This is a genomic window from Desulfatitalea tepidiphila (genome assembly GCF_001293685.1).
Classification (GTDB): domain Bacteria; phylum Desulfobacterota; class Desulfobacteria; order Desulfobacterales; family Desulfosarcinaceae; genus Desulfatitalea; species Desulfatitalea tepidiphila.
Window position 1 is genome coordinate 2,513,671 of sequence record NZ_BCAG01000003.1, and the last position, 26,292, is coordinate 2,539,962.

Annotated in this window: 22 protein-coding genes and 1 pseudogene; 6 read left to right on the forward strand and 17 right to left on the reverse strand. The window is 58.5% G+C overall.

What is annotated here, in order from left to right; all coding sequences use genetic code 11:
- Positions 1 to 80: 80 nt before the first annotated feature.
- Entirely contained in the window at positions 81 to 842 is a 762-nt protein-coding gene (locus DFT_RS15740) for an acyl-[acyl-carrier-protein] thioesterase (protein WP_054032100.1), read from the forward strand.
- A 48-nt stretch (positions 843 to 890) separates the two neighbouring features.
- Here the strand turns inward: DFT_RS15740 and DFT_RS15745 are convergent, their stop codons facing one another.
- Positions 891 to 1,901 (reverse strand): beta-ketoacyl-ACP synthase III, encoded by a 1,011-nt coding sequence (locus DFT_RS15745; protein ID WP_054032101.1) that lies wholly within the window; start codon positions 1,899 to 1,901, stop codon positions 891 to 893.
- A gap of 319 nt (positions 1,902 to 2,220) precedes the next feature.
- On the opposite strand from DFT_RS15745, the pseudogene DFT_RS15750 reads away from it, so the two are divergent.
- Positions 2,221 to 3,042: pseudogene (locus DFT_RS15750) on the forward strand (sigma-54 interaction domain-containing protein); the annotation flags it as partial.
- 57 nt (positions 3,043 to 3,099) lie between these two features.
- Here DFT_RS15750 and DFT_RS15755 read toward each other — a convergent pair.
- From DFT_RS15755 to DFT_RS15775, 5 genes are all read right to left on the reverse strand, one after another.
- On the reverse strand, positions 3,100 to 3,399 hold the full coding sequence (locus tag DFT_RS15755; RefSeq protein WP_054032103.1) for an antibiotic biosynthesis monooxygenase family protein: 300 nt from the start codon (positions 3,397 to 3,399) through the stop codon (positions 3,100 to 3,102).
- Between the two features lie 292 nt (positions 3,400 to 3,691).
- On the reverse strand, positions 3,692 to 5,011 hold the full coding sequence (locus DFT_RS15760) for a YcaO-like family protein (protein WP_054032104.1): 1,320 nt from the start codon (positions 5,009 to 5,011) through the stop codon (positions 3,692 to 3,694).
- A gap of 16 nt (positions 5,012 to 5,027) precedes the next feature.
- A complete protein-coding gene (locus DFT_RS15765) occupies positions 5,028 to 5,366 on the reverse strand; it encodes a hypothetical protein (RefSeq protein ID WP_152972020.1) in 339 nt (112 codons plus the stop codon).
- A 219-nt stretch (positions 5,367 to 5,585) separates the two neighbouring features.
- Positions 5,586 to 6,440, reverse strand: a complete 855-nt coding sequence (locus DFT_RS15770; RefSeq protein WP_054032106.1) for a universal stress protein — start codon at positions 6,438 to 6,440, stop codon at positions 5,586 to 5,588.
- Positions 6,441 to 6,484: 44 nt separating this feature from the next.
- Positions 6,485 to 8,950 (reverse strand): Lon protease family protein, encoded by a 2,466-nt coding sequence (locus DFT_RS15775; RefSeq protein WP_054032107.1) that lies wholly within the window; start codon positions 8,948 to 8,950, stop codon positions 6,485 to 6,487.
- 133 nt (positions 8,951 to 9,083) lie between these two features.
- Here DFT_RS15775 and DFT_RS15780 point away from each other — a divergent pair, with 133 nt between their 5' ends.
- Both DFT_RS15780 and DFT_RS15785 read left to right on the forward strand, forming a co-directional pair.
- Positions 9,084 to 10,346: an MFS transporter gene (locus tag DFT_RS15780; RefSeq protein WP_083453543.1), complete on the forward strand. Its 1,263-nt coding sequence runs from the start codon at positions 9,084 to 9,086 to the stop codon at positions 10,344 to 10,346.
- Positions 10,347 to 10,725: 379 nt separating this feature from the next.
- Positions 10,726 to 12,561, forward strand: a complete 1,836-nt coding sequence (locus tag DFT_RS15785; RefSeq protein ID WP_083453597.1) for a chloride channel protein — start codon at positions 10,726 to 10,728, stop codon at positions 12,559 to 12,561.
- A gap of 15 nt (positions 12,562 to 12,576) precedes the next feature.
- Here DFT_RS15785 and DFT_RS15790 read toward each other — a convergent pair whose 3' ends face one another.
- The 5 genes from DFT_RS15790 to DFT_RS15810 all read right to left on the reverse strand — a co-directional run bounded on the left by DFT_RS15790 (position 12,577) and on the right by DFT_RS15810 (position 18,323).
- Positions 12,577 to 13,740: a lipocalin-like domain-containing protein gene (locus tag DFT_RS15790; RefSeq protein WP_152972021.1), complete on the reverse strand. Its 1,164-nt coding sequence runs from the start codon at positions 13,738 to 13,740 to the stop codon at positions 12,577 to 12,579.
- Entirely contained in the window at positions 13,737 to 16,328 is a 2,592-nt protein-coding gene (locus DFT_RS15795; protein WP_054032109.1) for an FtsX-like permease family protein, read from the reverse strand. The genes DFT_RS15790 and DFT_RS15795 overlap by 4 nt, the downstream gene beginning before the upstream one ends.
- Positions 16,316 to 16,996 carry an ABC transporter ATP-binding protein gene (locus DFT_RS15800; protein ID WP_235506244.1) on the reverse strand — a complete coding sequence of 227 codons (681 nt, stop codon included), beginning with the start codon at positions 16,994 to 16,996 and terminating at the stop codon, positions 16,316 to 16,318. Before DFT_RS15800 ends, DFT_RS15795 begins: the two co-directional genes overlap by 13 nt.
- A 75-nt stretch (positions 16,997 to 17,071) precedes the next feature.
- Entirely contained in the window at positions 17,072 to 17,719 is a 648-nt protein-coding gene (locus tag DFT_RS15805) for an HD domain-containing protein (protein WP_200907066.1), read from the reverse strand.
- A 202-nt stretch (positions 17,720 to 17,921) separates the two neighbouring features.
- The gene (locus tag DFT_RS15810) at positions 17,922 to 18,323 is read right to left on the reverse strand and encodes a CBS domain-containing protein (RefSeq protein WP_054032111.1); all 402 of its coding nucleotides are present in this window, start codon (positions 18,321 to 18,323) and stop codon (positions 17,922 to 17,924) included.
- 384 nt (positions 18,324 to 18,707) lie between these two features.
- On the opposite strand from DFT_RS15810, the gene DFT_RS15815 reads away from it, so the two are divergent.
- Positions 18,708 to 19,430, forward strand: coding sequence for a phosphoribosyltransferase (locus tag DFT_RS15815; RefSeq protein ID WP_076750590.1), 723 nt, complete (start codon positions 18,708 to 18,710; stop codon positions 19,428 to 19,430).
- A 33-nt stretch (positions 19,431 to 19,463) separates the two neighbouring features.
- Positions 19,464 to 20,285, forward strand: a complete 822-nt coding sequence (locus DFT_RS15820; RefSeq protein ID WP_054032112.1) for a DUF3786 domain-containing protein — start codon at positions 19,464 to 19,466, stop codon at positions 20,283 to 20,285.
- A gap of 24 nt (positions 20,286 to 20,309) precedes the next feature.
- Here DFT_RS15820 and DFT_RS15825 read toward each other — a convergent pair whose 3' ends face one another.
- The 6 genes from DFT_RS15825 to DFT_RS15850 form a co-directional block, all read right to left on the reverse strand.
- Positions 20,310 to 20,798, reverse strand: a complete 489-nt coding sequence (locus tag DFT_RS15825) for a host attachment protein (protein ID WP_054032113.1) — start codon at positions 20,796 to 20,798, stop codon at positions 20,310 to 20,312.
- 117 nt (positions 20,799 to 20,915) lie between these two features.
- Positions 20,916 to 22,301 carry an MBL fold metallo-hydrolase gene (locus DFT_RS15830; protein ID WP_054032114.1) on the reverse strand — a complete coding sequence of 462 codons (1,386 nt, stop codon included), beginning with the start codon at positions 22,299 to 22,301 and terminating at the stop codon, positions 20,916 to 20,918.
- Positions 22,302 to 22,485: 184 nt separating this feature from the next.
- Entirely contained in the window at positions 22,486 to 22,977 is a 492-nt protein-coding gene (locus DFT_RS15835; RefSeq protein WP_054032115.1) for a PaaI family thioesterase, read from the reverse strand.
- Positions 22,978 to 23,302: 325 nt separating this feature from the next.
- On the reverse strand, positions 23,303 to 24,574 hold the full coding sequence (locus tag DFT_RS15840; protein WP_054032116.1) for an OmpA family protein: 1,272 nt from the start codon (positions 24,572 to 24,574) through the stop codon (positions 23,303 to 23,305).
- 123 nt (positions 24,575 to 24,697) lie between these two features.
- On the reverse strand, positions 24,698 to 25,210 hold the full coding sequence (locus DFT_RS15845; RefSeq protein WP_152972022.1) for a sll1863 family stress response protein: 513 nt from the start codon (positions 25,208 to 25,210) through the stop codon (positions 24,698 to 24,700).
- 250 nt (positions 25,211 to 25,460) lie between these two features.
- A complete protein-coding gene (locus DFT_RS15850) occupies positions 25,461 to 26,282 on the reverse strand; it encodes a mechanosensitive ion channel domain-containing protein (RefSeq protein ID WP_054032118.1) in 822 nt (273 codons plus the stop codon).
- Positions 26,283 to 26,292: the final 10 nt, after the last annotated feature.

Here is a 26,292-nt window from a genome sequence, read left to right on the forward strand (position 1 = left end):
CCGGAAAAAATTGGATCTTTGCTTTTTCCGGCGCGAGCCACCGGAAGTAAACGCGCAAACATGACCAAGGCGGTAACGGCATGGGCAGGCCCATCTGGAACGAACAATTTCAAATCGACACCCACGAGGCGGACATGAACGGCCTGGCCCGTTTGGATGCCTTGTTCTGCTGCTTTCAGGAAGCGGCCGGGCATCATGCCCGTGATTTGGGTGTGGGCCGGGAAGAATTGTCCCGTCAGGGATGTCTTTGGGTGCTTTCCCGCTGCCGGATGCAGATCGATCGCTACCCGGCCTGGGGCCAGAAGGTGACGGTCCAAACCTGGCCCTGCGGCGTGGAAAGGGTTTTTGCGCTGCGGGAGTTCGAGTTTATTTCCGATGCAGGCGAACGGCTCGGTTCGGGCATATCGGCGTGGTTGATCCTGACGCAGGATAAGCACCGCCCCATGAGACCGGGCCCCATCATGCAAGCGGTCCCTCCGACCCGGGCGGCGGCCAGGCCTGAAGCTGTGACCGATAAGCAGGCCAATCCGGTTGGATTGTCTGATCTCCGTCTTTTTTCCGTGCGCTATTCCGACCTGGACGTCAACCGCCACGTCAACAATGCGGCCTACGTGCGCTGGATCCTGGACAGTTTCGACGCTCCCAGGCATGACCGATTCGAAATTGCCGCCATTCGCATCGACTACATATCGGAGACGCACTTGGGTGAACCCATCTTGGTGAAGGCCCAGACCGTGGAGGCCGACGGCTCACAGACCATCCTCGGGGTGCGTCCGGAAAGTGACCAGCCGGTTTTCCAGGCGGAAATCGTCTGGCGCGCGCGCCCGTCCGCCCACGCTTGAGGCAGATCGGGCGGCACGCCGTTTCAAAATGCTTCCGGGAAGTGTCGATCAGGCGGGAAAACGATACAGCACCGCGCCCCAGGTCACACCGGCGCCGAGCCCCAGGAACATGACGGTGCTGCCCGGGCCGATCACCCCTTTTTCGATGGCCTCGTCGAAGGCCAGGGGAATACTCGCCGCCGTGGTGTTCCCGTAACGTTGGATGTTGTGGTAGACTTTCTCCTCCGGCAGGTCCAACGCCTTTGCAAATCCCTGGTTGATTCTCATGTTGGCCTGGTGTGGAATGAACAGATCCACCGCCGACAGCGGCAGCCCGGCCTTTTCGAGCGCCTCGCCGGCCACCTCGGGCAGCCGCCGAACCGCATGCTTGAAAATGTTGCGACCGTCCATGACGGGATAGTGCTTGCCCTCTTGAAGCATCTTTTCGCTGATGCGGGGATTGTCGCGGGATGCCGGCGCATAGGTCATCAGGCTTTCCGCCAGCGAGCCGTCGGCATGCAGGCAGGATGCGAGCACCCCCTCTTGGGCGTCCGATTCCGTCAGCTCCAGGCAAACGGCGGCTGCACCGTCGCCGAATATCACGGCCACATCCCTGCCCCGGGTCGAAACGTCAAGACCGGTGCTGTGCACCTCTGCCCCCACAAGCAGCACCCGCTTGGCCATCCCGCTGCGGATATAGGCATCGGCCGTGGCCATGCCGTACAGGAAACCGGTGCACTGCTGACGAATGTCCAATGCCGGTGTCGTCGTAAGCCCGAGTTTATCGGCCAGCAGACAACCGGATCCCGGGAAAAACAGATCGGGGCTCAAGGTGGCGAAGATGATCAGGTCGAGATCCTGAGCCCGCCAGCCGGCGCGCTCCAAAGCGATTTTGGACGCCTCCAGTCCCAGGTCCGAAACCCCGACGCCACCCTCCTCCGGAACCCAATAGCGCTGTTCAATACCGGTACGCTGTACAATCCATTCATCTGAGGTATCCATCCACCGGGTCAAATCGTGGTTGGTGACACATCGGGGGGGGACATACCGCCCGGTTCCCTTGATGATCGATATTTCCATATAATTTCATCCTCTTATTCAATTTTAGCCCGCGTTTTTAAACCGCCTCCATTGGTGACAGGTGGCGAAATATATACGTGTTTATATTTTTCGCAACCATTTTAACCCCATTCATTTAAAAAGGGCGGAGTCAAACTGAACAGACGGGACGGATGTCGCCATCTCGCAACAGCCGCGGGATTCACGCCATCCGGGGCCAAAAAGAAAAAATGGACGAGCGGATGCGTTCACGCGTCAAGGCTATTGTCAGGGGTCAGGCAAGAACAACGGTTCGAAGAAGGATCGGGATGGGGTTGATTGGTGACAAATGAAAGGACCGGCCGCCGCGATCCATTACAACAGCGATGTGGCCGCCAGTCCCATGGTAACGGTCAATTGCAGCGCACTTTCGGAAACCCTCCTGGAGAGCGAACTTTTCGGCCACACACGCTGGGCGTTCACCGGTGCGCACCGGGATCGGGTCGGTCGGTTCGAGGAGGCGGACGGCGGAACGATCTTCCTGGATGAAATCGGAGAGCTGAGCCCCTTTATCCAGGTCAAGCTGCTTCGGGTGCTTCAGGAGCGGGAAATCGAGCGGGTGGGAGATTCACGGCGGCGCATGATCGATATCCGCGTCATCGCCGCCACGCATCACGATCTCTACGCGTTGGTTCAAAAGGGGGCCTTTCGCGAGGATCTTTACTACCGACTCAAGGTCTTTCCCATCATTTTGCCGCCGTTGCGCGAACGGCGTGAGGACATTCCCCTGCTCGTGAGCCATTTCATCGAAAGCCAGAACAAGGCGACCGGCAAACAGATACGCGTCGCCAGCGAAGCGGCGATGCGCCACTTGCTGGATTACCCGTGGCCGGGCAATGTGCGCGAACTGGAAAACGCCATCGAGCACGCTTTTGTCGTCTGCCGCCATACGGAGATCGAAACGCGTCATCTACCAGTGGAAATCCGCACCGGCCAGCGCCTCGCGCCGAAACCGGCCCGATCGAGACGGCCCGGTCGGGATTTGACGCCCGACCGGCTGACGGCATTGCTGGACGAGTGCGATTGGAACAAGGCCGAGGCCGCCCGGCGTCTGGGCATCAGTCGCACGGCGGTCTGGAAGTACATGAAAAAGTGGCGGATAAAGTTGTCACCGGAAGTGTAGACCGGCCGAATGCGCGGACGGCGGGCCGCATCCGTACCGTTTCAATCCCGCACCACCTCAATGGGGATACATCCCCAGTTGATACTCCTCGAACTCGGTCTCTCCATCGAGATACTCGTTGATTCGCTTGTTTACGGCCACTCTCTCCTCGCTGTTTTTCCAGACATTCCATTGCTTGAGCGTTTCCCAGGTCGAGGCGACCACCACCCGGTAGGGATCCTTGATATCCCACATGGTTTCAGACGACAGATAGCCATCCTGCCCCATGGCACCGTATCGGTGTTCTCGAATCATTTTCACAATTTCTTTGAAGTGTTTTTCCTTGAAGCGTCTTTTGATCAGAATTCTGACGGCCATGGCACTCTCCTTTCTTTGTGGGTTAACAACGAAAACAGCCATATGTGGAAGATGACACCCCCAGCGATGGAGCATGCGGCCGAATGCGAATAGACGGGAATGCGCTTGGAAAGGAGACGCTAAACCTTTAGAGATGAACCGCAGAAACGATGATCACGGACAAGAAAAGTCACATGAGGCTGTTGATACAGTCTCTGATCGGCCGGTGCCATATGTCAACAAGAATCTTCAGCGATTCTAACTGAATGCTATTCATTAAACCCGGCGTGAGTAGGGCAGGCGGCCGATGCCGTCACTGGCCAGGGAAGAACGAGTCCATCGCGGTCTTAAAATGCCCCCCCCGCCATGCGGCATCCGGACGGGTGTCCACGGAGGTCAGAATGTCTTTGTTCACAAATGGAAGGAAATCCGAAATACCCGGCAGAACGACCCGTACCACAGGGAACTGCAAGACCGGGTGAGTCAGGTTCAAAACGATGAAATCGGTTTCAAGGGCCTGGCAAATCTTTTTGATCGCCTCGATTTCAGACAGGATATCCTTGCTTTGCGTGCCTCTGTAGGCAATGGTGCCGCCCTGTTCGAGAAAGGAAATATCCTTTTGAGAAATAGAGCACTTGAACAGCAGGTAGAGATTTTCGATGCGGGAGCGATGCATGACGGGCCGGTCGAGATTGGGGGTGGGGATTTTCAGTGTACCGCGTCCCTGCATGACTTCGGTCAGGCAGCGGCTGAGCGCCTCATCCAGGTTGAACGACACGCCGGGAACGAGGATTTTATGTTCCAGTCGGCCGGGCCGCAGATTGTGATTGATGAAAAACACACCGATACTGGGAAATTGCCCCCCCATGGAAAGATCTTTCAGGATGATCTCGACATTTTCCTTTTCATAAAAGGCCATCATGGATTTCAAGCGGTCATTTCCAAGCGTCTCCTTGTCGATGCTGGGAACACGCTTCTCGGGTGCGATGATTTGAATCTGGGTGTAACGCTCAAACACCTCGCAGCTGGCCTGCACGATCGCTTCTTCCAGCGTGTTGCCGGCGGCCATGCCGTTGGATGCGTTGATGTACGCGATGAAATTGATGGGGACCTTGATGGTTTTGTCCTGCAGCACCGAATAACCGTCCACCCAGTGCCGGGCCATCTGGCTGTTTTTGATGTTCTCGATGGCCGTTGGATGCAGGTGGGGCTGGTTGCACAACAACCTTTCAATGGTGAGGTGCTCCTCCTTCAAATCCGCCTGGTGGCTGTTGACATACCCGTCCAGCCACTCATAGTTCAAGAAGCGGTTGACCTGACGGCCATACAGGGCCGGCATGTTGAAGCGAACCTGCTCTTCAAAATCCTGGAAGAACATCCCGCCGCTGAACCGTTCGGCCAGTTCCGCGTGGGCGCTCGCCTTGCAGAGCCCGGCCGTCAATCCCTTGCCTTGACACTGCAGGTTGATGGTATCGACACAAATTTGAGACCAGTGGATGTCCTCGGCGACCTGGAAGGGCATATACCGGATCGGGTAGCCCATTCGTTCGAAACCGGCGACGATTTTTTCGACCGTGCTGACCGGTGTATCGGTTTTTCCAAATTCGTTGCGCACATAATTCCTGAACTGCATTCGATCACTTCCTCTATCAAATGACGCCACCCAGTAACTGGATATTTTCCTCTATCTTTTTAAGGCGAAATTTGTCTGACTCCAATTTCTTCTGGAGCGTGTTCACGACATCCTGGATGATGGTTCCCATCAGAGCGTTGTCGGACAACAGTTTTTCCCTCAGAAACGCCACCACTCGGGGGACCGCGGTTTCATTGACGTAATCCTCCCAACTGGCAAGGCTGTCGTTGTACTTTGCGCAGGCGTCGATGATCACTCTGAATTGGCACTCCAACAGCCATTTGGCCTCGACGATCAAGTCCTTGTCCCGCGGTTCCTCGATAAGGCCGACCATTTCGTATAATTCATCCAGCATTTGGGCTTCTGTCTTTGATTGGGTCGAATCGGACATAATCACCTCTGCATTCCTAAATGAACCATTTAGTGCCCATCCACAAATGTCCAATTGTCCAGATATCTGCGTTGCGCGAAAAATTTAATCCTCGGAATATCGGCCATATGCCTGCGGTTAAATTTTTCGTGCGCCTTGATCTCGACCCAATTTGCATGTTTGTGGACGGACACCATTTAAAAATCACCGGATCAACAGTACCGGATTGACGATTTCGTCGATCAAACCGCAGAGCCGCTCCCCGCCAAACCACTCCTCCAGGCAGGGGAGAATCACCGGCCCCTGGGTCTCGCGCTGGATGCGTTCGGCCAGTTCCTTCGAGGTGGGCTTGAGCACGGCACGGAATCGTGCCTCGATCTCCTGCGAGCGAAGCAGCAGCCGGGCCTGTTCCCGGTGGCTTTCCACCGCTTCCCTGCTGTCACCGATCACGAAAACGATCATCGGTGTGTCGTGGAGTTTGGCGAGAAACCCGGCCGTCTCCAGCGCCTGTCCAGCGGCTGGACTGCCGTCGTATACCACGGCCAACGGTGTGCCGGCAAACAAGACCCGGGTCTGCAGGATCAGGGTCATGCCCTGACGCTGCATCAACAGGGCGCGGACCGTCGATCCCGTGCGTTGGGTGCCGGGCAATGACCGTCCGATTTTGCCCAACACCACCAGATCGATATCGGCCGCCGCCGACAGCACCTGGGCGCCGACATCTCCGCGGGCCGTGCGGAATTCCCAGGCTATCCCGTATCGGTCGGCGATCTGAGCCAGGGTGTTGCGGATACGATCGGCCTGAATGCGCAGCTGCAGCGCCATTTCCAGGGGATCGATTTCACGCGGCCCGGGTCCGTAGAAACTGATTTCCCTGGCAAACGGCAATTCGGCGAGGCGCAACAGGTTGATGTCCTCCACGAACAGTCCCAATACTTGGGCATTGAACCGGCCCGCCAGGTCGATGGCGGCGTGCAACGCATTCACGCTGGATGACGATGCATCCAATGCCACCAGGATCCTGCCAATGGGTGAACGCCGTGAATTTGCTTCGTTCATGCGCATGGACCTTTTGTGCGGTTATAAGAATCGCAGGCTGTCTTTCAAGCCTCCTTGGGCGCCTGCGATTCCCTGACAAACTGCTGTTGCCGTTCGGCGAACATCTTCAGGCGCTGCTGTACCTTGCAGTTAACAGTGTTTTCAGGATATTGGCCGGACCCGTCCGCCACACCGGCAGCCATGCCGGTCAGGATCTCGATGCCCTGATCGATGGTCTGGACGGCATGAATATGAAATGTTCCGGCTTGCACGGCATCGATCACATCCTGCCGCAGCATGAGATGCTGGACATTGGCCGCCGGAATCAGCACCCCTTGCCCGCCGGTCAATCCTCTGGAGCGGCAGATATCGAAAAAGCCTTCGATCTTTTCGTTGACGCCGCCGATGGGCTGTACCCGGCCATACTGGTTCACCGAACCGGTCACCGCCACCGCCTGCCGGAGGGGCACATCGGCGATGGCGGACAGCAGCGCGTACAACTCCGCCGAACTGGCGCTGTCTCCTTCAATGCCACCGTAGGACTGCTCGAACACCAGGCTGGCCGACAGCGACAGGGGATGATCGAGGGCGTAGCGACCGCCCATGAAGCCGGAGAGAATCAAGACCCCCTTGGAATGGATCGGTCCACCCATGTCCACTTCCCGCTCGATGTCCACCACCTCGCCCTTTCCCAGCCGGATGCGGGCGGTGATGCGACTGGGTCGGCCAAACGCGAAATCCCCCAAGGAAACCACCGACAGACCGTTGACCTGTCCGACCGCTGCGCCATCGCAATCGATCATCACGATATCCCGCTGAATCTGCTCCTGCATGCGCTCACGCAAACGATCCGATCGAAAGATCCAGGAATCCACTGCCTTCTGCACGTGTCCGGCCTCGACCGACGCGGCGCCGTCCTGCCTGGCCCAATAGTCCGATTCACGCAGCAGGTTGGTCATGCTCTCCATGTGGATCGACATCTTTTGTGCGTCATCGATCAGGCGGCTGCCCCGTTCGATCACCCGCCCCACGGCCTCCCGCTTGAAAGGCAGCAGTTTTTCATGCCGCACGATGCCGGCCATCAGGCGCACGAACGCATGTTGGTTCTCGTCGGTGCGATCCATCTGCTGGGCGAAATCGGCCGACACCTTGAACAGGTCGCCAAAGTCGGGATCGTAATGCCGAAGCAGGTAGTAGAGCAACGGGATACCGGTGAGCACCACCTTGACCTTGACCGGCAGGGCCTCGGGTTCCAGCATTACCGTGCTGATCAGACTGTACATCTGGCCGATGGATTCGATCTTGAGGTTGCCGGACTGAAGGGTCCGCTTCAATCCATCCCATGCGAACGGCTCGCGTACCAGTTTCAGCGCGTCCATGATCAGGTAACCGCCGTTGGCGCGGTGCAGGGCACCGGCCCGAATCATGGTGAAATCGGTGAGCAAGACGCCCATTTGGGATAGATGCTCCACGCGCCCGAAGAGGTTCAGATAGGTGGGATTTTGCTCGTAGACCACCGGCGCGCCCTCGGTTTTGCTGTGGTCCACCAAGACATTCACATAATAACGGCGCTCGGCCGGATTTTTGATTCCCCCGGCACCAATGCCGGCGTCATCCATTCCCTGCAAGGCCATCTGGATCTGCTGTTGCACCTCCTGCTGCTGCCTTCCGGGAAACAGCTCCTGCACGTTTTCGATGAGATCGTCATGCACCGAGCCCAGGTAGTCCACGACCTTCCCGTTGTTGGCAAACTTGGTCTTCAACTCGTCGATCAGGGGGCGAATGGCGTATTCGGTCACCTCCCGGTTGAAGGTTTTTTGCTTTTCTCTAGTTTCTCGCTGCCACTGGGGAAAATTTTGCGCGATGCGCTGGGCCTCTTTATGCATCTCCTCGGCGCTCTCCTGGATGCGCTTCTTTTCCTGGTCGGAAAGCTGTTCGTACTCCTCCTGGGAAAGCCCTTCCTCGGTTCCCTCCTTGGCAGGAGCGAACGCCAATCCGCTGGGCGTGGGCAGGGCCACCAGGTTTTTCTCCCTGGCTTTGCGGCGAAGCTCCTCGAATGCCCGCATCTGCTTCTCTTTAAATTCTTCGGCGATGGCCTGGGCCCTGTTCTGATACGCCTCGTTCTCCACCGCCGATTGCATGGCGTTGCGCACATCTTCCACCAGCTTCTTCATGTCGTCCGCCAGGGCCTTGCCCTGTCCGGGATCGAGCAGGAGCAGGCGCGGCACATGGCGCTGATCGAAGTTGTTCACATAACAGACGTCGGGAGGCACCGCCTCGTGGCCCGCACGGCGCTGGAGAACGTCGCGAATGAACGTATGTTTGCCGGTGCCTTGCGCGCCGAGGGCAAAAATATTGTACCCCTCCTGCTGGATCCCCATGCCGAATTCCAATGCCTGCTCGGCCCGCGGTTGCCCGATCAGTTGACCGGCCGGCGACATGTTATTGAAATCGTCGGTGGTATCAAAAGGCAGGGTGTCGAGATCACATCGGTGGTAGAGTTGATGCGGTTTCAATTCCGATTCATACATGATACGCATCCTTTGTTTTTAGGTATCGATATGTATCCATCGGGTCTGGTTTTCAGAATACAGCGGCAGGAGCGTCTTCACAACAAAATATGGAAAGAAATGGGGCGATGAAACTCAAATTTTCGGATGGGACATGCCTGTGAGTCCAAACAGCATGCGCATAGGCCGGCTCATGGGCGGGGTGATTCTGGCCGAAATTTTCAGCATGACCGCTTTTTCGACCTTTGCCGTCACCCTCGTCGACTTTACCCGCATCTGGCAACTCGACTCGGCCCAGGCCGGTTGGATCAGCGGCGCCTATTTTGCCGGCTATGTCGCGGCCGTTCCACTCCTGGTGGGACTGACCGACCGCGTCGATGCGCGGCGCATTTACTTTCTGGCTTCGCTGCTGGGTATGGCCGGCGGGGTGGGTTTTTCCCTGCTGGCCGACGGCCAGGCCAGCGCCATGCTGTTTCGCGCCGTGGCCGGAGCGTCGCTGGCCGGCACCTATATGCCGGGGCTGCGCATCATCACCGAGCGTCTGACAGGGCCGGCGCGTCTGCGGGCCGTACCCTACTATACGGCGAGTTTCGGGATCGGCGTCAGCCTCTCCTTTCTCTTCAGCGGTTGGCTGGCCCAGATTCTCCACTGGCGCTGGGTCTTCGCCGTCAGTGGGCTGAGTTCCGCCCTGGCCATTTTGCTGGTGGCGATCGGCACGGCCGGCATCCCGTCCAACATCGAATCCCCTGCCCCGGGGCCGCGACGGCATCCGCTCGACCTTCGACCGGTCTTCCGGAACCGTGACGCGCTCGCCTATATCCTGGCCTATGGCGGCCATTGCTGGGAGCTGTTCGCCCTCAGATCCTGGCTGCCCGCCTACCTTCTGTTCGCATGGCAACACGCCCAAAGCGGTCTTGCCGGAACGGCCCCATCCCGCTGGTCGATGGCCATCGTGCTCATCGGTGTTCCTGCCAGCATCATCGGCGCTGAAGTGGCTTCCCAGCGGGGACGGGTGCGGCTGATTCGATGGATCTGCCTTTTCGCCTGCATCTTCGGGGTCGTGGCCGGCCTGATGGGTAATCTCTCCTTCGTTTCGGCGGTGACGGCGCTTTTCGCCTACAATTTTCTCATTACCGCGGATTCCGGAGCCTTGACCACCGGTGCCGTCGCCGCCGCACGGCCCGGAGAGCAGGGCGCCACCCTGGCGGTACACTCCATCGTCGGATTTTTAGGCGGCGGGGTCGGACCGGTGGTCGTCGGATGGGGTCTGGATATGGGCGGCGGCATCACCGAGGGCAGGGGCTGGCTGGTGGCTTTCCTGGCGATGATTGCAGGTTCGGCATTTGCTTTCCTGGCCATTTCCGGTCGATCCGGCCAAAAACCGGTGGATTCATCGAGTCCCAGCAGTTCCAACTGAATGTGATTCACCCTGAAGAGCATGTTTTCCAAATGTTTTTTTGATAAAAAAATTCAGATGGAAACGACCATGGCAGGCGTGGGTGGGGCAGGTGGCCAGGGCCACGTGAGCCTGCGGTCAATAGTACCGGTTAAATGCAAACGGCGGATATGCGGCCCAGACTGTTTGAGCGCAGCGAGTTTCTGGGCCGCCCGCCGTGCATGTTACCGGCACTTGACCGCTTGGCGTGTGGCATCGGTCACCTGCTCCACCCACGCCGGGTCTAATAAATGGCATTCACTTAGAATAGCGGATCGAGTCCTTGACAATCGGGCGAAGGATGGGTGAATTAGAGATAACGGAGCCCAAATCAGCTGCTGACCTCAACATACGACAGGCCATGCCACAGACACCAGCCAGAGGTGACATCCGCCGAACCATCGGGGGCAGGCTCAAAACCCTGAACCTCGCCCGGGCGACCACCTGGTCTTTCTATTTCATCGCCATCGGCCTCATCGCCGGCCTGGGGTCCATCGTCTTTCATTACCTGTGCCAGCTGGGCATTCACTACTTCCTCGATTTGCTCGCCGGATACCGTCCTCCCGCGCCGGCCGGCGAACACCACCTGCTGACCCCGACGTCGGTACCCTTCAACCGGTGGGTGCTGTTGTTTCTGCCCGCATTCGGCGGCCTCCTGAGCGGTTGGCTGGTCTATACCTTTGCCCCGGAAGCGGAGGGACACGGCACGGACGCCGCCATCGAGGCTTACCACAATAAGGGCGGCTATATCAGGGGCCGGATCCCCCTCATCAAGATGATCGCCTCGGCGATCACCCTGACCACCGGCGGTTCGGGAGGCAGGGAAGGCCCCATCGCCCAAATCGGGGCCGGTTTCGGCGCCTTTCTCGCCACCACCCTGAAGCTCTCCGACCGCGAGCGGCGCATCATGCTGGCCGCCGGCATCGGCGCCGGGGTGGGCAGCATCTTCCGAGCGCCGCTGGCCGGCGCCCTTTTCGCGGCCGAAGTACTATACCGCGATCCAGAATTCGAATCGGATGTCATCATCCCGGCGGGCATCACCTCGGTGGTGGCTTACTGCCTCTTCTGCCTGGTCTTCGGCTGGGGGTCGCTCTTCGACTCGCCGCCGTTCAAATTTCAAAATCCGCTGGAACTCGGTCCTTACGTGGTGCTCGCCCTGGTCCTGGCCGGAACCGGCATCTTGTACATCAAGTCTTTTTATGGGACCATCCGCATCTTCCGGATCTTCAAAAAAATCCCCAACCATCTCAAACCGGCCATCGGAGGTCTGTTGACCGGCATCATCGGTTTCTTCCTGCCCCACACCCTGGCCTTTGGTTACGGATTCGCCCAGCAGGCCATCCACAACGAACTGACGGTGCCGTTTCTGCTGTCCCTGGCCCTGGGCAAAATTCTGACCACATCTTTTTCCATCGGGTCCGGCGGCAGCGGCGGCGTTTTCGGACCATCTGTCGTCATAGGCGGGGCCATGGGGGGTGCGGTAGGCAAGCTCTTTCACATGTGGATGCCGGGTGTGGTCACCCAGCCCGGGGCCTTTGTCGTGGTAGGCATGGCCGGCTTTTTCACGGCCGTTTCCAACACCCCCATCTCCACCATCATCTTCGTCAGCGAGATGACCAACTCCTATCATCTGTTGCTGCCCAGCCTGCTGGTCTGCTCAGTGGCCTATCTGGTCTCACGCCGCTGGACCATCTATAGCCGACAGGTGAAAAACAAACTCGATTCGCCGGCCCACGCCGGAGAATTTTTTGTGGATATCCTTCAGTCGATCCGGGTCGGCGACCTCCTGCCCATGGTGAAAATGGTGACCCTGATTCCTCAAAACATGACGTTCCAGGATTTCAAGCGCACCTTTGCCCAAACCCGGCAGCACTACTTCCCGGTCGTGGATGACAACCAACGTCTGGTGGGCATCTTTTCGATCAATGATATCCGGGAGGTCCTGTTCTCGCCGGACATCCAGTACCTGGTGGTGATGAAAGATGTGGGCACCTCGGACATCATCGTGACGACGCCGGAAGAGGACTTGAATAGCGTGATGAAAAAATTCACCGTCCGCAACATCGACAGCCTGCCGGTGGTCAAAAGCGATGATCACGGCATTCTGCTGGGCATGCTCAACCGTCGCGAAGTGATCTCCTTTTACAACCAGAAGGTTTCCGAGATGGAATCGCGGCGCATCGCCGGGGCCGGTTAGCGGTCCTCGGCAGGATCACTTCAGGGCTTCGAAGGTGGCGGCATAACCGGTCAGCTCCACGTAGCCACGGCCTTCGACCGGACTGCCCGCTTTGCGCCCGGCCACCGAAACACTGCCCTCCCAGTAAGCAATACCGGTCAGGTCGTCCAGATGCATCTCCTGGTCCGGCAGATTTGCGGTGACGGCCACATCGATCCTGGCGGACGGGATCTTCACCCGCCAACTGGAAGGGTAGCGTGCCCCGGAACGCCGGCTGCGCCAAGTGTCGCGCACCTCCACCTCGAAACCTCCGAATTCGATCGGCTGCGGCGCGCCGAGCGCGTCGACGAAGGTCCCGCCGGAGGCTGGGTCGATGCTGCCGTCCTCGCGTCGCAGCAGAAAGATCATCACATCGCTGCCATCGGACAACTGAAGGCTGAACCAGTCCCAACCGATGGTACCGGGCGCCAGGGGCGAGGTACTGAACTCATGGTCCATCCAACTCAGCCCATCCACGGCAACCGGCGGTTCACCGGCGATGGTCACGGTGCCGGTCGTCTCGAGACGGGTCAGGGAATAGTAGCAACTGGCGCGCTCGGGCGTGGCCCCCTTTCGGCTGTAGCCGTCGATACCGTGCCGCACCGGCGCCTTCATGGGCGTGAGCGCGAGCCGAAAGGAGAACGCCTCGCACGAGGCTTCAAGGCGGTGTCCATCGGGCCCCAGGACGGCCTGCCAATCGTTCAAGAAAATCCTCAGGTCGCTGCCCTCCGCTTCCCAGCCGGCCATGCCGAGCGCCTCTCGGGAGGCCTTGCCGGCCTGTAGATGCCGCTTGCCGGAGATGTCCGATACCGCCGCATGGGCCAGGTAAAGCTGATCGGCACGCCAGGCGGCATGCGGATGCGGCCAATCGGCTCGGGTGCCAGGGGGGGCCAATTGGTGGCGGAAGAAGGTGAGCTGGAATCCGATCGGTCGACCGGTGCCGGTGAGCAGGTTGCCCGTATAGTACCACCATTCGGTGCGGAATCCCGGGTGAGGGGCGTGATCACGCGGGAAGGTCAATCCGCAGGGACCGGTGACCTGGAGATACCCCGCCGTGTTGTCTGCACCGCAGACGCGCGTCACCCCCATCGACAACCACAAAACGAGGGCGGCGGCGAGCATCCGGGCCAGAGGACCCATTTTCTCATCTGACAGTATCATCGTTCCCTCAGCAGGGTCGCCGGCGGCTGGCGCAAGACCGACCGTACGGCCGGAATCGCCGCTCCGAGAGCGGTCAACCCGATCAGGGGCAGCGAGTAGGCCAGAGCCCCCCAATCGACGGTGTACAGAAAGGTCCAGCCGAACGACTGCCGGTTGATCACGTATACCAGCAGGTAGGAGAGGACGAACCCGCAGGCCAGGCCGGCGATTTCCCCGACGGTCACCAGGTAGGCGGCCTCCCACAAGATGATGCCGCGGATCTGCGCCTCGCTTCCCCCCACGGCGGCAATCGTGTTGAGCTGTCGCGTTCGTTCCAGCACCAGGATCGAAAGCGTGGTGGTAATGCCGAGGGCGGCCACGACGAGGGCGATGAACAGCAGAATGGTCGTTACGGCAAACGTTTCGTCGAAAATCTCGAGGATCGACTGCCGCAATGCTTTGCCGCTCACCATGTCGAGGCGCTCGCCGTATCGCCGGGTGATCTCGTTGCGCAGCCGCACCACCCGGTCGTCCAGATCCGGACCGCGGTTTTGAAAATAGAATCGCACGCCGCTCCACCCGGGGTCGTGGAATAGTTCCCTGAACCGGTGCCAGGAGTAGAAAACGATCCCGCCGTCGGTCCGGTAGTCGCGCACCACGCCCAGGACCGGCAGCACCACGCGGGAATTTTCGATTTGGGCATGGAGGCGGTCCCCGACGGTCAGCCCCGTCCGATTGGAAAACACTTCCGAAACGAGCACGCCATCGCCCCTTTCGAGCCGAGGAAGGATCGTTTCGGGATCGCCCTTCAACCAGACGAAGCCACCGTGACGCAGGAAGGTCCGCATGCCGAGCACCTCTAATTCGTAAGGGAATCCCTCGTAGCGCAACTGGTAGCGGCGGCTCTCGACGAAATCCGCCTCCGGGGCCAGTCGCTGCAGGCCGGCGATGATCTCTTCGGAAATCGGAAAGCGATACCGGTTGATCTCCCCCATCTTGGTGGTGACGAACAGATCTCCGCTCACCGTCTGCGCCACCCAAAGCTCGACCGTGCGGCGAAAGCTGTGGATCATGATCACCAGGGAAGTAAAGAGGGCCACGGCCGTAATGAGAGCGCCCACCGAAACCGAAATTCGCGTCCCGCTCGACCGGAGGTAGCACCCGGCCAGGTAGGCCGCAATGCCGGCCACGCGGCGCAATCCGGGCGCAAGCAGCCGGCCCAAACCCTTCAACATCCACGGGGCAAGCAGCGAAAACCCCGCGAACAGCAGCAGGATCGCCAGGTAGCCGGGAATGGGAATTCCCGCTATCCCGCGCATGAGCGACAGGGGGGCACAGGCTGCGATACAGCCCATGGCCGGCAGGACGAGGCGCCGGGCCGTATACCGTCCCTGGGGCATGAGCTGACCAATCTCCATGGCCTCCTTGGGGGCGATCCCCATAGCCGCTCGGGCCGGCTGGTAGGCCGCCATGACAGACACGAAAAGCGTCGTCCCGAAACTGAAGAGCACTTCCCAGGCACTGAGGGCCAGGGACTCGGGCTGGACCCGCACGAAGAGGGTGGAAATCGTCCGACTGACCACGCTCACGAGATAGTTGACCATCAGGCCGCTGAGCGGGATGGCCACGAGCCAGCCTGCCAGGCCGAGCAGGGCCCCTTCGGCCAGAAAGAGACGGAAGAGCATGCCGGGCGAAGCCCCCAAAGAGCGCATCACCGCCAGTTCCCGCCGTCTCGCGGCCGCATTGAGGGCAACCAGGCTGTAGACCAGAAACATACCGACGAACAGCGAAATGAAGCTCAGGACCGACAGATTCAACTGATAGGCCCGGATCATGGCGTTGCCGCTGTCCCGTGCCGCCGATGGCGGGTTCATGGCCAGGCTCTCGGGCAGCGCCGAAGCGAGATGGTCGATCTCCTGAGCGGTGGTGCCGGGTCGGAAGATCAGATCGATTCGATCCACGCCGCCCAGCAGACCGGTGAACTCCTGGTAGGTGGCGATGTCCGTGATGGCCACCCGTCCGCCTTCCACCAGCGCCAGGCCTTCCGGGTTCAGGGTCGCCAGCACGCGAAAGGTACAGGTGCCCCGATTGTGGTCCAGTTCGACCCGGCCGCCGGCAGCCACCCCCAATTCAGCTGCCAGGGGTTGGCTCAATATGAGGGTATACGGCTCGGCGATGAGGTCGGCCCAGGGAATCTCCCCGCGCGCGCCGTTCCCTTGATCCAGTTGCCATTGTCGGAAGTCTCGGTCGAGGATCGGATCGATGCCGATCAGGAGAAAAACGTCCACCGGGCTCCGGGCCGGTCGGACATAGGTGGTCAGCACAGGCGAAAAACGGGACACTGCGGCATGGCGTGCCAGAATGGGAATCACCGTCTCGGGGACATATCCCCCGGGTTGCACCACCACCTTTTCGGCGGCGCCGGCCACTTGCGCCATGCTGCGGTTGAACGCGTCGAGCGAAGCATGCACGGAAATCCGCACACTGGTGAATACAGCGGCGCCCAGCGCAATCCCCAAAACCACGATCAGCGCCCGGCCGGGATGCCGGCTCAGGTTGCGTACGCTGAACCAGACGAATACCCGTACGAAGAAGTTCAGGCTTCGCATGCGTCTTCCCGAAGGGCACCGTCGCTCAAAAAGATCCTCCGCGTGGCCAGCGCGTCGGCCAGATCGCTGTGCGTGGCGATGAGCACCGTGCAGCCGGATCTGCGGTTGAGTTCGGCCAGAAGATCCATCACCATGCGGCCGTTGCGGCTGTCGAGGTTGCCGGTGGGCTCGTCGGCCAGGATCAGCTCCGGGTCGTTGATCAGCGCGCGGGCGATGGCCGTGCGTTGCATCTCGCCACCGGAGAGCTGCGCCGGAAAATGATCGCGGCGGGACTTCAATCCCAGCCAATCGAGCAACTCCTCAGCCTTGCGCCGCGCGGGTTCGGCCGGCCGGGCGGCGAGCAATGCGGGCAACAGCACATTTTCCAGAACGTTCAAGGTGGGCAGCAGGTTGAAGGACTGGAAGACCATCCCCACCACGTTGCGGCGAAAATCGGTCAGGTCGGTGGCCCGACGGTTGCCGAGATCGTGGCCGGCGACCAGCAAATCGCCCGAAGTCGGACGGTCGAGTCCTGCCAAAAGCGACAGCAGCGTGCTCTTGCCCGATCCGCTGTTGCCTTTCAGGACCACCAGCTCGGCGGGGGCGATAACCAGGTCAACCCCATTGATGCCTGCGACCGAGCAGCCACCCACGGTGTAAATCCGCGTGAGGTTGCGTGTCAGGATCAAGGGGTCTCGCCGCACAGCGGTTTCCATCATAACGTTGGTTTACCAGGTTCTTGTAAAAACGGGGAATTGGCCCTTTCAGGGCAACAGGTATCCCCTTTGGACGGCATCATCGATGAGGCGCTGAACATAGTGCCAGATGAAGGGCGCCCCCCGCTCCACACGCTGCATTCGTGCCAGGACCTGAGCCTTGCGAATGCCGTGCGCGCGCCACATCTGCCCCTCGGTGGCGTAATTGTGCAAAAAAGCCTGGAAACGATCCATGGCATGCGCATACTGCGCCTCGGCTGTGTCCGCCGCCTCGAACTCATCCCAGAGCATACGGAATTCCTCGCCCTGCGGGTCGGGCAGCATGCCGAACAGCCGGTCGGCGGCGCGGCGCTCACGATCATGCTGATCACCCCTGGCCTGATCGTCATAGCAGTAAGTGTCCCCGGCATCGATTTCCACGATATCATGAAGCAGCAGCATGCGAATCGTGCGGCATAGATCGATATCCTCGTCTGCAGCATGCTCGGCAAACAGCATGGCCGAAACCGCGATGTGCCACGAATGCTCCACGGCGTTTTCCTGCCGGCTGCGATCGAGCAGGAGGGTCTGGCGCAGGGTGTGCTTCAACCGATCGATTTCGAGGAGGAACTCGACCTGATGATTGAACCGGTCGTTGTCGCCGGGAAGCATCCCGGGCGTCAACTTCACGGGCGGTTTATCCTCACGCACAGGCATGATCGCTTTTCCTTCCGGCCCCGCACCGCCCCTTCGGCCAGTCGCAGGGAAACCCTTGATAACGCGGGCCGTCCTTGGCGTGGACGGCCCTGCGCTGCGTCATATTGAGTATGGGTCGATCTTACTGATATTCGGGAAATATTCAAGCGACAAAAAAATTCGGTCCGATGAGATGGGCCCTATTCTCAGAAAAATCCATCCTCTACATATAGGTGACGAATTCAGGTTCGATGAGCGTCTTGAGGATGTCGCACCTGGCGACGACGCCCACCAGCTTCCCCTCGGCCGTGATGGGGAGCCGGATGATATTTTTTTTCTTCATGAGTTTCACGATGTCGGCCAGGGGAGTCGCCACGTCCGCCGTGACCGGATTTGGGGTCATGATCTCTCCGGCAGTGATTTTCTCCAGTTGCTTCTCTTTCAAAACGGCGTCCAGAATATCCAATTCTGAAACGACCCCGATCACGGCATCATTATCGTCGGTAACGGGCATGCCGCTGTATAGCCCGTCCAGGAGTTGAAGCGCCACATCCCTGGCCTGGGCATTCTTTTTGGCGGCGACCACCGGTCTTACCATCACGTCCGATGCTTTTAAATCCTTCATTTGGGCACCTCCTCGTTTGGATTTGACGGAATCTCACACCTATCGGATTGGACCGCACCGGTCGCCCGCACCAGGGTGCGAACGGAACGATGCACACGCATTATCCGACATATGCGAGCCCACCCTATTTATTTGATTAGATTCTTATTTTTGACAATCAGAATGTCAATGGGCGTTAATACCCATTTTTCTATCGGGGATAATGATTTATAGTTAATATTATCGATGGATTCGTAAAAAGCGGCTTACCCCGTTTCGCGGCGAAACATTTGAACATAGGAAGCGGCCCAAAAGCATGACGCTTCTGCGACTTTTTTCGGGTTCATCATTATCAGGTTGAACTGATTTTACGGGCGGCAGAAAACCCGGCCCTACGAGATTTGAATGAACATCCTTCATCGTGGTAAAATTTTCGAAATTCAGAATCTTCGCGACAAGGTGCGCGTGTTTACCGGTCGCGAACATGCCGGCCGGGTATTGGCAGGTATGCTCGACGCCTACCGGGAAACCGACACAATGGTCCTGGCCATACCATCGGGGGGCGTACCGGTCGGTGCCGTCTTGGCCGAACGACTGCACTTGCCCCTGGAGGTGGCGGTAGTCAGCAAGATCACGCTGCCCTGGAATAGCGAGGCGGGCTATGGGGCTGTGGCATTCGACGGAACGGTGCGTATCAACGAAGAATTACTGCCTGTTCTGCAACTGTCCGAAATGCAGAAATCCGAAGGGTTGGAAAAGACCCGGCAGAAAGTGGCGCGCCGGGTGCTGAAGTTCCGAGAAAGCATCCCCATGCCCCACCTTGGGGGTCGAAACGCCATTCTCGTGGACGACGGGTTGGCTTCCGGTTTTACCCTTCTGGTGGCGGTGGCGGCCGTGCGCCGCATGTATCCTGAGAAGCTGGTCGTCGCCGTGCCCACCGGCAGCGCCGAACGGTTGCCGAAAGTGGCGCGGGAAGTCGACGAACTCTTCTGTGCCAACGTCCGCGGCGGGTGGTCTTTTGCCGTGGCCGAGGCTTATGAGCACTGGTTTGACCTGGACGAAGAGGATGCGGTACAGATGGTGCGGGCCTATCAGAAGAGATTCGAGCAGTCACGGATCGGCCCCTGATTCAAACAATCGCCCCTGGCCTGGAGGGTTGTGATGGCGTTATCGGTAGTAGATCTCTACGCCCGGGTTCTGCCACGCACCAACTGCGGTGAGTGTGGTTACCCGACGTGTATGGCGTTTGCCAGTATGGTCGTCTCCAAAAAGCTCCCCCTAAAGGGATGTCCTCATTTATCGGCGGAGGCCGTGGCACGATACCAGCCTGAGCTCGATGCCCAGCATGCCGCCGGCAAATGGACCCAGCGCGATCTGTCCGCCGATGCCCTCGCCTGGGCCAGAGAACGCGCCGCTTCGATGAATTTAGCAGACCTTCCTGCGCGCATTGGCGGCGAGTTGACCGAAGTCGATGATCGACCGATACTGGTGCTGCCCTATTTCCGGGGAGTGATCCATATCGGCCGGGAAGGTATCCGAACGGCCGATGGCGGTGAACTGGGCCGATGGGAGCAGGTCTTCATCCTCAACCACATGGCCCAGGGCGGGTCCCGACGGCCCACCGGACGGTGGAAATCCCTTCAAGAGATCCCCAACACCGTTTCCAAGATCAAATCAATGCACTCCCACGTAGAAGAGCCTTTGCGGGAACGCTTTGCCGGACAAAAGGAGAAGTTGGCCGCTGCGGCACGATCTGTCGGCGGGGTCGATGTGACGGCCGAAACCGAATCGGTCGACCTGGCGTTTCGCTTTCAACCCCTGCCCCGGGTGCCGGTGATGCTGCTCTTCTGGGATGGCGACAAGCGTTCGGGATTCGGAGCCGAAGTCAAACTATCCTTTGATGAAACGATCACCGAACATCTGGACATCGAATCGATCATGTTCCTGAGCGAACACCTGGCCCAATTGCTGTTGAACCGTTGAGACGATTCCTCCTTCATTGAACGGTCACTTCAAGGATTTGGCCGGAATCACGTCGCATTCAGCCAGGTATGCATGTATTTTTTCCGGGGAGAAGTTGATCATGTTCTTTGAAAGCTTGTGGATCCGGAAGCCTTTCTGTTCAAGCGTATCGATCTCGGGGTACAAGAACCGGCGCATGCGTGCAGATGCCGTCAAAATAATCGTTCGAGAATGTTCGGCCTTGGCAACTTTCTGAATATGATCGAAGACCTTGGCGGCAAAACGTCGTCTGAATTCATCGAGGTGCTGCTCCCGCTTGTCGTCATACCCATGGACGCCGCCTCCTTGGGGGGCTGCACCGCGGCCGGTCTTCGAGTCTGTAAAAATTTCCCTGCTCTCTTTGAGCTCGTGGTTTTCGAGTTGGGCCAAAGTCTTGATTCTAGGCCCGGATTCCAACTCAGGAAACTCGACCGGCTCGAGCGTAAAAAAGCGTGCCAGCTCCCGATTGACGACCACGATAAGGTGTTGGCTCATCGATGCTTACCTCCTTTCCATAAAAAGGATTCAAACATGAAGGATTGCGTGCATCTGGCTTTAAAGCGAATTTGCCGAACCGCGTGAGAGGCACAGGCTTCGGCATTCGGCCAGACGCTATCCAGCCGCCACACTGTAGCCGGCATGCTGCCAGGCGGTCAATCCTCCGGCCAGGCTGTGGACATGAACGAAGCCATCCTGTTTGAGCCGACTGGCCACGATATTGGCCCGATAACCTGTGCCGCAAACCAACACCACTTCGTCCTCTTTCGGCAGATCGAGGCTGCCGTCGAGAATATGGGTCATGGGCACATGCGTCGAGTCTGCGATAAACCCCTGCGCACGTTCCTCCGGGGTTCGCACATCCACGAGGTGACAATACACCTGTTCGTCCAACTGATGCTTGAGGCCCTGGGCGGAGATGGGCGACAGGCTGTCGATGGGCATGCCATGGGAAATCCAGGCCGACATACCGCCTGATAGGTAACCGAAAATATTGTCATAACCGATCCGGTGAAGTTCGGTGGTCATCTGGTCGTACCGCTCTCGGTCATCGACCACCAGCAGAAGATCGTCGGAGGGATCGACCACCATGCCGATCCAGTTGGCCATCTGCTTTTCAAATCCGATATTGATGGCTCCGGGGATATGAAATCCCCCAAACGAGGCCGTATCTCGGGTATCGATCACCGTCGCTCCCTGCATGCGAAGGCGGTCGAATTGATCGGGGTTAAGCGTCTGTTCCAGCGGACAGCGCTCCAGCAGGGGCGCGCCCTTGATATTGGTATTGATGATATGGGTAAAACTCTTCGGGCGAACGGGAAACGCCCCGGCAATCCGATCGTGGAACGCATCGAATCCCGCAAGCTGCAGCACGGGCTGCGTCAGGCGTTCGTACCCCAGCGTGCTGCTCGCTTTGGCGCTCAATCCCTTACCGCACAGCGAGCCCTGGCCATGGGCCGGGAAAACCTCCAGATAATCCGGCAGGCGGCCCAGCTTGACATAAAGGGAATCGTACAGGTTTTTCACCTGCTCTTCGAGAATCTCCGCCCCGGCCAGGTCCGGCCGGCCGATGGCACCGACAAATAGAAGATCGCCGGTAAGGATCATCCAGGGCAAATCGCCTCGGGCCTTGTCGGTAACGAGAACGGATATGGAGTTGGGGGTGTGGCCGGGGGTATACAGAATCTCGAGTTTGACCATGCCGAATTCGATCACATCACCTTCTTTCAGCTGTTTGTGGTCAAACGTCACCGACGCATACTCGCTGTAATAAATATCCGCACCAGTCCTCGATTTGAGCTCCTGGTTTCCGCTGACGTGGTCGGCATGGACATGAGTTTCGATGATGTGGGTAATTTTCATCCCCTCGTCCCTGGATATATCCATATATTCCTGCACATCCCGCTTGGGATCGACGACCACGCACTGCCTCGCCCCCGGACAGCCGATGACATATGAGTTGCAACCCAACCCGGTCACGGTCACCTGTTTAAAATACATCACCTACCTCCTTGTTATCAAAAGAATTTATGTTCAGGGGGGACAAAGAATAAAGGGCCCACACAGAACCCATGTGAAGGATGTTCAGAAGTGTTCCGGTCGATCGCAGCAAGGGAGCTCAAGTCGGACTGTAGAACAGCTTGAAAAGCAGAGTCGATGACCTTTTTGGAGTTGAGTCAGGCCCTCACCGGGTTGGCGTGCCCATCCGCGGCCCACCTTTCCCAAAAACCACGGCCTGGATTATGGTATCGCGGGCAATTTTAAAAGTCGAGCGAAACGTCATGACGGCCCGGCCCTCTTCGTCATAAACCGTCGCATCCCCGTTGAACAAGCGGCCCTCACCACGGGTGACAGTCGCCTTTGCAGTCACAACCCCCTGTTTCACGGGCAGCAAAAATTTGGCATCCATCTCAATGGTCGCAAAGTGGGACTCCGGGGCGATGAGGCTCTTTATGGCCATCACCACCGCGGTGTCCGCAAGGCTCACCAAGGCCCCCCCGTGCATCAGGCCTGCGCCCTGGGCATAGTTGATCAAAAAGGGCATCCGCAGCAACGCACGGCCGCTGGCGGCCTCTACGATCTCCATGCTGAGCAGTCGCTCGAAAGGTGCACAGCTGATCCACGCGGTCATCTGAAAGTGGTGCGGCCCGGTCACCTGCACATTTTCTGAAACCATACCAATTGGCCCCTCGATATATTTCTCACGCTATCTTCCGATCGAGAAAAAGACATAGTTGCACCTTGGCTGAATTGGACGCCATTTCCCGACCCATCGTTTCAATCATCCGCCCCCTGCAAAACCGGTGAGCCAAATAACTAAAGCGGTTGCCAGATAAAAAATCTTGACCTCCTCATCGTGGTTCTTCTACCCAGATTGAACCCGCTCTTTCTGAACCGCCAAAGGGCTACTAGTGTGGGTCTTTGAAGGAGGTGGGGCGAAGGAGGATCCACCCCACCTGTCATCACACGCTTGTCGTCATGTTTCAATCAAGGCCGATCGGTTAGTACACCGGTTTGAACTCCACCCGCCGGTTTTCGGCGCGGCCCGCGGCCGTGGCATTGGTCGCAACCGGCCGGTCGGGACCGTAGCCCCTGGTCGTCATGCGCTCGGCGGAAATCCCCTTGGAGATCAGATACGCCTTGACCGCATCGGCACGACGCTGGGACAGGCTCATGTTGTAGGCATGCGCACCTGAAATGTCCGTGTGGCCCTGGATCTCCACATTCAGGCTGGGCTGATCCTTCATCCCCTGCACGATCTCATCGAGCACCCCGTAGGACGAGGCCTTGAGCACCGCGCTGTTGTTATCGAACTGGATCCCCTTGAAAATCCAGGTCCCGGCCGCCGTCACGATCGCGCTCTTGGTCGCCGTGGGCACCGGACAACCGTACTGATCGACCTTCACACCCGCACCCGTGTTCGGGCAGCGATCCAGGTAGTCGTACACCCCGTCGCCATCGGTATCCTTCGGACACCCCTGGCTGTCCACAGCCACGTTGCGCGGCGTTCCCGGGCAGCGGTCGCTCGCATCCGGCACCCCGTCCCCGTCGCTGTCCTTGACCTCGCCCAGCAACACCTCTTTCACAAAACCGGCCATCTGGCCGCCGGTGGCCACATCGCCCGCCTTGATCGCACGGCCGCAGCCGCTCACCGCAGCCAGCTTGCCCATCAGCGCCGCACCGGCCGGATCGTTGCCCACCAGCACCGTGTAGATGCACAGCCGATCCTTGAACTGCGCCTTCAATCCGTTGGCCACGGCCAGGGGCGCATCGCCCATCTCTTCGCCGTCGCTCACCACCACCAGCGCCACATCGCCCTCAGCTCCCTTGAAATCGGCGCCCACCTGCTGCAGGGCCTTGTACATGGGACTCGGGCCGCCCGCCTTGGCCGCCCGCTTCAGACCGGAAGCCACCCCGTCACGTGAATAATCGGCCGGTCCGAACAGCGCCATGGTAGAGGCCGGCGACACACCGGGATCGTGACCAAAGGACCGCACCAGCGTCTGGACCTTCAAGTCCGGCATGCCCTGATTGAAATTGGCCACCACGCTGCGCGCCAGAGCGAATTTCTCCACCCCGTTGTACCCTTCCAGCATGGACGACGATCCATCCAGCACAAACGCCAGGTGCTCCACCTTCTGCGTCCACATCCCCTTTTGAATCGGCTCCGGGGTAAATTGCGGCGGCGGCGACAACGCCTGGGTCGCACATCCCGCCACGGCCACCGCCAGCACCATTGCCAACACCATCCATCCCCATCCTCTTTTCTGCATAAACCGCTCCTTTCTTTTGCGCCTTCAATTTAAATACATACACCCTATTCAATCGCCGACGAATCGATCCGATCGGTCGGCCGATCGAGCCATCTCAAAGTCGACATCGACACGCCCAATCCATCAGCCGCCGATGAATCCCTTTTTGATATTTTCATAGGATTGGGCCAAATCGGTCATCATTTGATCCAGCTCTTGCTTGGCACTTTCCCAAGCATCCCCACTGAGCCCCTTCATCTCCTCCATTTTAGCCGCAGCAGCTTCTTTCTTTTCAGAAAAGGCCGCCAATTGATCCTGAAATTTCTCTTTGGCCGCGTCACCCAGAACGCCGACCTTTCCGCTGAGGTCCTCGTACTGCTGATCCAAGGTATCCAGTTGTCCCTTCATGTCGCCCAGGTAAGCGTCCATTTTCTCTTTTGCGGCTGCGGCCGCGGACTCTACACTCTCTTTGGTCGCGACTGCTGCGGATTCGACATTCTCCTTGGCCGCTGATCCCATTTGCTTGGCTGCCTCTGTGACTTCTTTCACACCCTTCTTCATGTCCTGGGTGGCCTGGTCGGCTTTCTCTCCGCAACCTAAAAGCATGGCAAGGCCAACCCCGATAGTTATAAGGGACATCCCAATGAAGCGTTTCATCATCTCTCCTCCCTTTCGTCTATGTTTTGATGGATTGTTAAAAATTCGGAATTCGGCTGCGCCATCCTACCGACTAAAGCCGAAATCTCTGGATTTCAATAAACCACCGAATTAGTCTTGATGGATTCGTAAAAGGTCCGAAATTCGCTTTTCCCGTCATCCCGGCGAACGCCGGGATCCAGTATTTTCAATAGGTTCTGGATGCCGGATCAAGTCCGGTCTGACGCTTCTGCGACTTTTTAAGGGTTCATCAATCTTCGCTGTGCTCATACACATGAACGTCCCGTTGGGGGAACGGAATGGTGATATCATTGGCATCGAACGTTTTCTTCACCGTTTCGATCATGTCGAAGTAAACGCCCCAGTAATCGTCAAGGGATGACCATCCGCGAAACGTCAGATTCACGCTGCTGTCCGCCAACTCGGATACCACCACTTGCGGCGCGGGATCTTTGAAAATCCGTTGATCCTGAAGAACGAGATCCATGATGAGTTGGCGGGCCTTGTCGATGTCATCCGAATATCCGATGCCGAATACCAGGTCCAATCGTCGTGTTCCCTTGGTAGAGTAGTTCACGATATTGTCGCCGGAAATTTTTGAATTGGGAATGATGATGGTTTTGTTGTCCGGACTTTTAAGCTGCGTGGTAAAAATCTGAATCGCCTCCACAGTCCCGGCCGTACCCGCGCCTTCGATGTAGTCTCCGACCCGGAATGGTCTGAAAATAATCATCAATACGCCGGCCGCGAAATTGGATAGAGATCCCTGTAAGGCCAAACCGATGGCAAGACCGGCGGCACCCAATACGGCGATAAAAGAGGCGGTCTGGATTCCCAACTGGTTGAGGGCTGCGATGATGATGAAAGCGAGCAGTGCGACATAGGACAAATGGCTGACAAAAGATACCAGGGTGCCATCCACCTTTCTTTTTATCATCAGCCGTTCCATGAACCGGGTAACGGCCTTGGCCACCCATCGCCCGACGATGAATATGGCGATGGCGCCGATTACTTTGATGCCGTAAACGGTTAGGAGCCCATACACTCTCTCAAGAATACTGGACCATTCCATCAATTTCTCC

What these genes read in the sequence shown, in the direction of transcription:
- DFT_RS15765 (WP_152972020.1), bottom strand. Translation starts at nt 5,366, where the DNA reads ATGCTGGATGAATTATACGAAATGGTCGGCCTTATCGAGGAACCGCGG.
- DFT_RS15790 (WP_152972021.1), bottom strand. Translation starts at nt 13,740, where the DNA reads ATGATACTGTCAGATGAGAAAATGGGTCCTCTGGCCCGGATGCTCGCC.
- DFT_RS15850 (WP_054032118.1), bottom strand. Translation starts at nt 26,282, where the DNA reads ATGGAATGGTCCAGTATTCTTGAGAGAGTGTATGGGCTCCTAACCGTT.
- DFT_RS15825 (WP_054032113.1), bottom strand. Translation starts at nt 20,798, where the DNA reads ATGAGCCAACACCTTATCGTGGTCGTCAATCGGGAGCTGGCACGCTTT.
- DFT_RS15840 (WP_054032116.1), bottom strand. Translation starts at nt 24,574, where the DNA reads ATGCAGAAAAGAGGATGGGGATGGATGGTGTTGGCAATGGTGCTGGCG.
- DFT_RS15805 (WP_200907066.1), bottom strand. Translation starts at nt 17,719, where the DNA reads ATGCCTGTGCGTGAGGATAAACCGCCCGTGAAGTTGACGCCCGGGATG.
- DFT_RS15785 (WP_083453597.1), top strand. Translation starts at nt 10,726, where the DNA reads ATGCCACAGACACCAGCCAGAGGTGACATCCGCCGAACCATCGGGGGC.
- DFT_RS15835 (WP_054032115.1), bottom strand. Translation starts at nt 22,977, where the DNA reads ATGGTTTCAGAAAATGTGCAGGTGACCGGGCCGCACCACTTTCAGATG.
- DFT_RS15755 (WP_054032103.1), bottom strand. Translation starts at nt 3,399, where the DNA reads ATGGCCGTCAGAATTCTGATCAAAAGACGCTTCAAGGAAAAACACTTC.
- DFT_RS15760 (WP_054032104.1), bottom strand. Translation starts at nt 5,011, where the DNA reads ATGCAGTTCAGGAATTATGTGCGCAACGAATTTGGAAAAACCGATACA.
- DFT_RS15795 (WP_054032109.1), bottom strand. Translation starts at nt 16,328, where the DNA reads ATGCGAAGCCTGAACTTCTTCGTACGGGTATTCGTCTGGTTCAGCGTA.
- DFT_RS15830 (WP_054032114.1), bottom strand. Translation starts at nt 22,301, where the DNA reads ATGTATTTTAAACAGGTGACCGTGACCGGGTTGGGTTGCAACTCATAT.
- DFT_RS15810 (WP_054032111.1), bottom strand. Translation starts at nt 18,323, where the DNA reads ATGAAGGATTTAAAAGCATCGGACGTGATGGTAAGACCGGTGGTCGCC.
- DFT_RS15775 (WP_054032107.1), bottom strand. Translation starts at nt 8,950, where the DNA reads ATGTATGAATCGGAATTGAAACCGCATCAACTCTACCACCGATGTGAT.
- DFT_RS15745 (WP_054032101.1), bottom strand. Translation starts at nt 1,901, where the DNA reads ATGGAAATATCGATCATCAAGGGAACCGGGCGGTATGTCCCCCCCCGA.
- DFT_RS15770 (WP_054032106.1), bottom strand. Translation starts at nt 6,440, where the DNA reads ATGAACGAAGCAAATTCACGGCGTTCACCCATTGGCAGGATCCTGGTG.
- DFT_RS15815 (WP_076750590.1), top strand. Translation starts at nt 18,708, where the DNA reads ATGAACATCCTTCATCGTGGTAAAATTTTCGAAATTCAGAATCTTCGC.
- DFT_RS15845 (WP_152972022.1), bottom strand. Translation starts at nt 25,210, where the DNA reads ATGAAACGCTTCATTGGGATGTCCCTTATAACTATCGGGGTTGGCCTT.
- DFT_RS15780 (WP_083453543.1), top strand. Translation starts at nt 9,084, where the DNA reads ATGCCTGTGAGTCCAAACAGCATGCGCATAGGCCGGCTCATGGGCGGG.
- DFT_RS15740 (WP_054032100.1), top strand. Translation starts at nt 81, where the DNA reads ATGGGCAGGCCCATCTGGAACGAACAATTTCAAATCGACACCCACGAG.
- DFT_RS15820 (WP_054032112.1), top strand. Translation starts at nt 19,464, where the DNA reads ATGGCGTTATCGGTAGTAGATCTCTACGCCCGGGTTCTGCCACGCACC.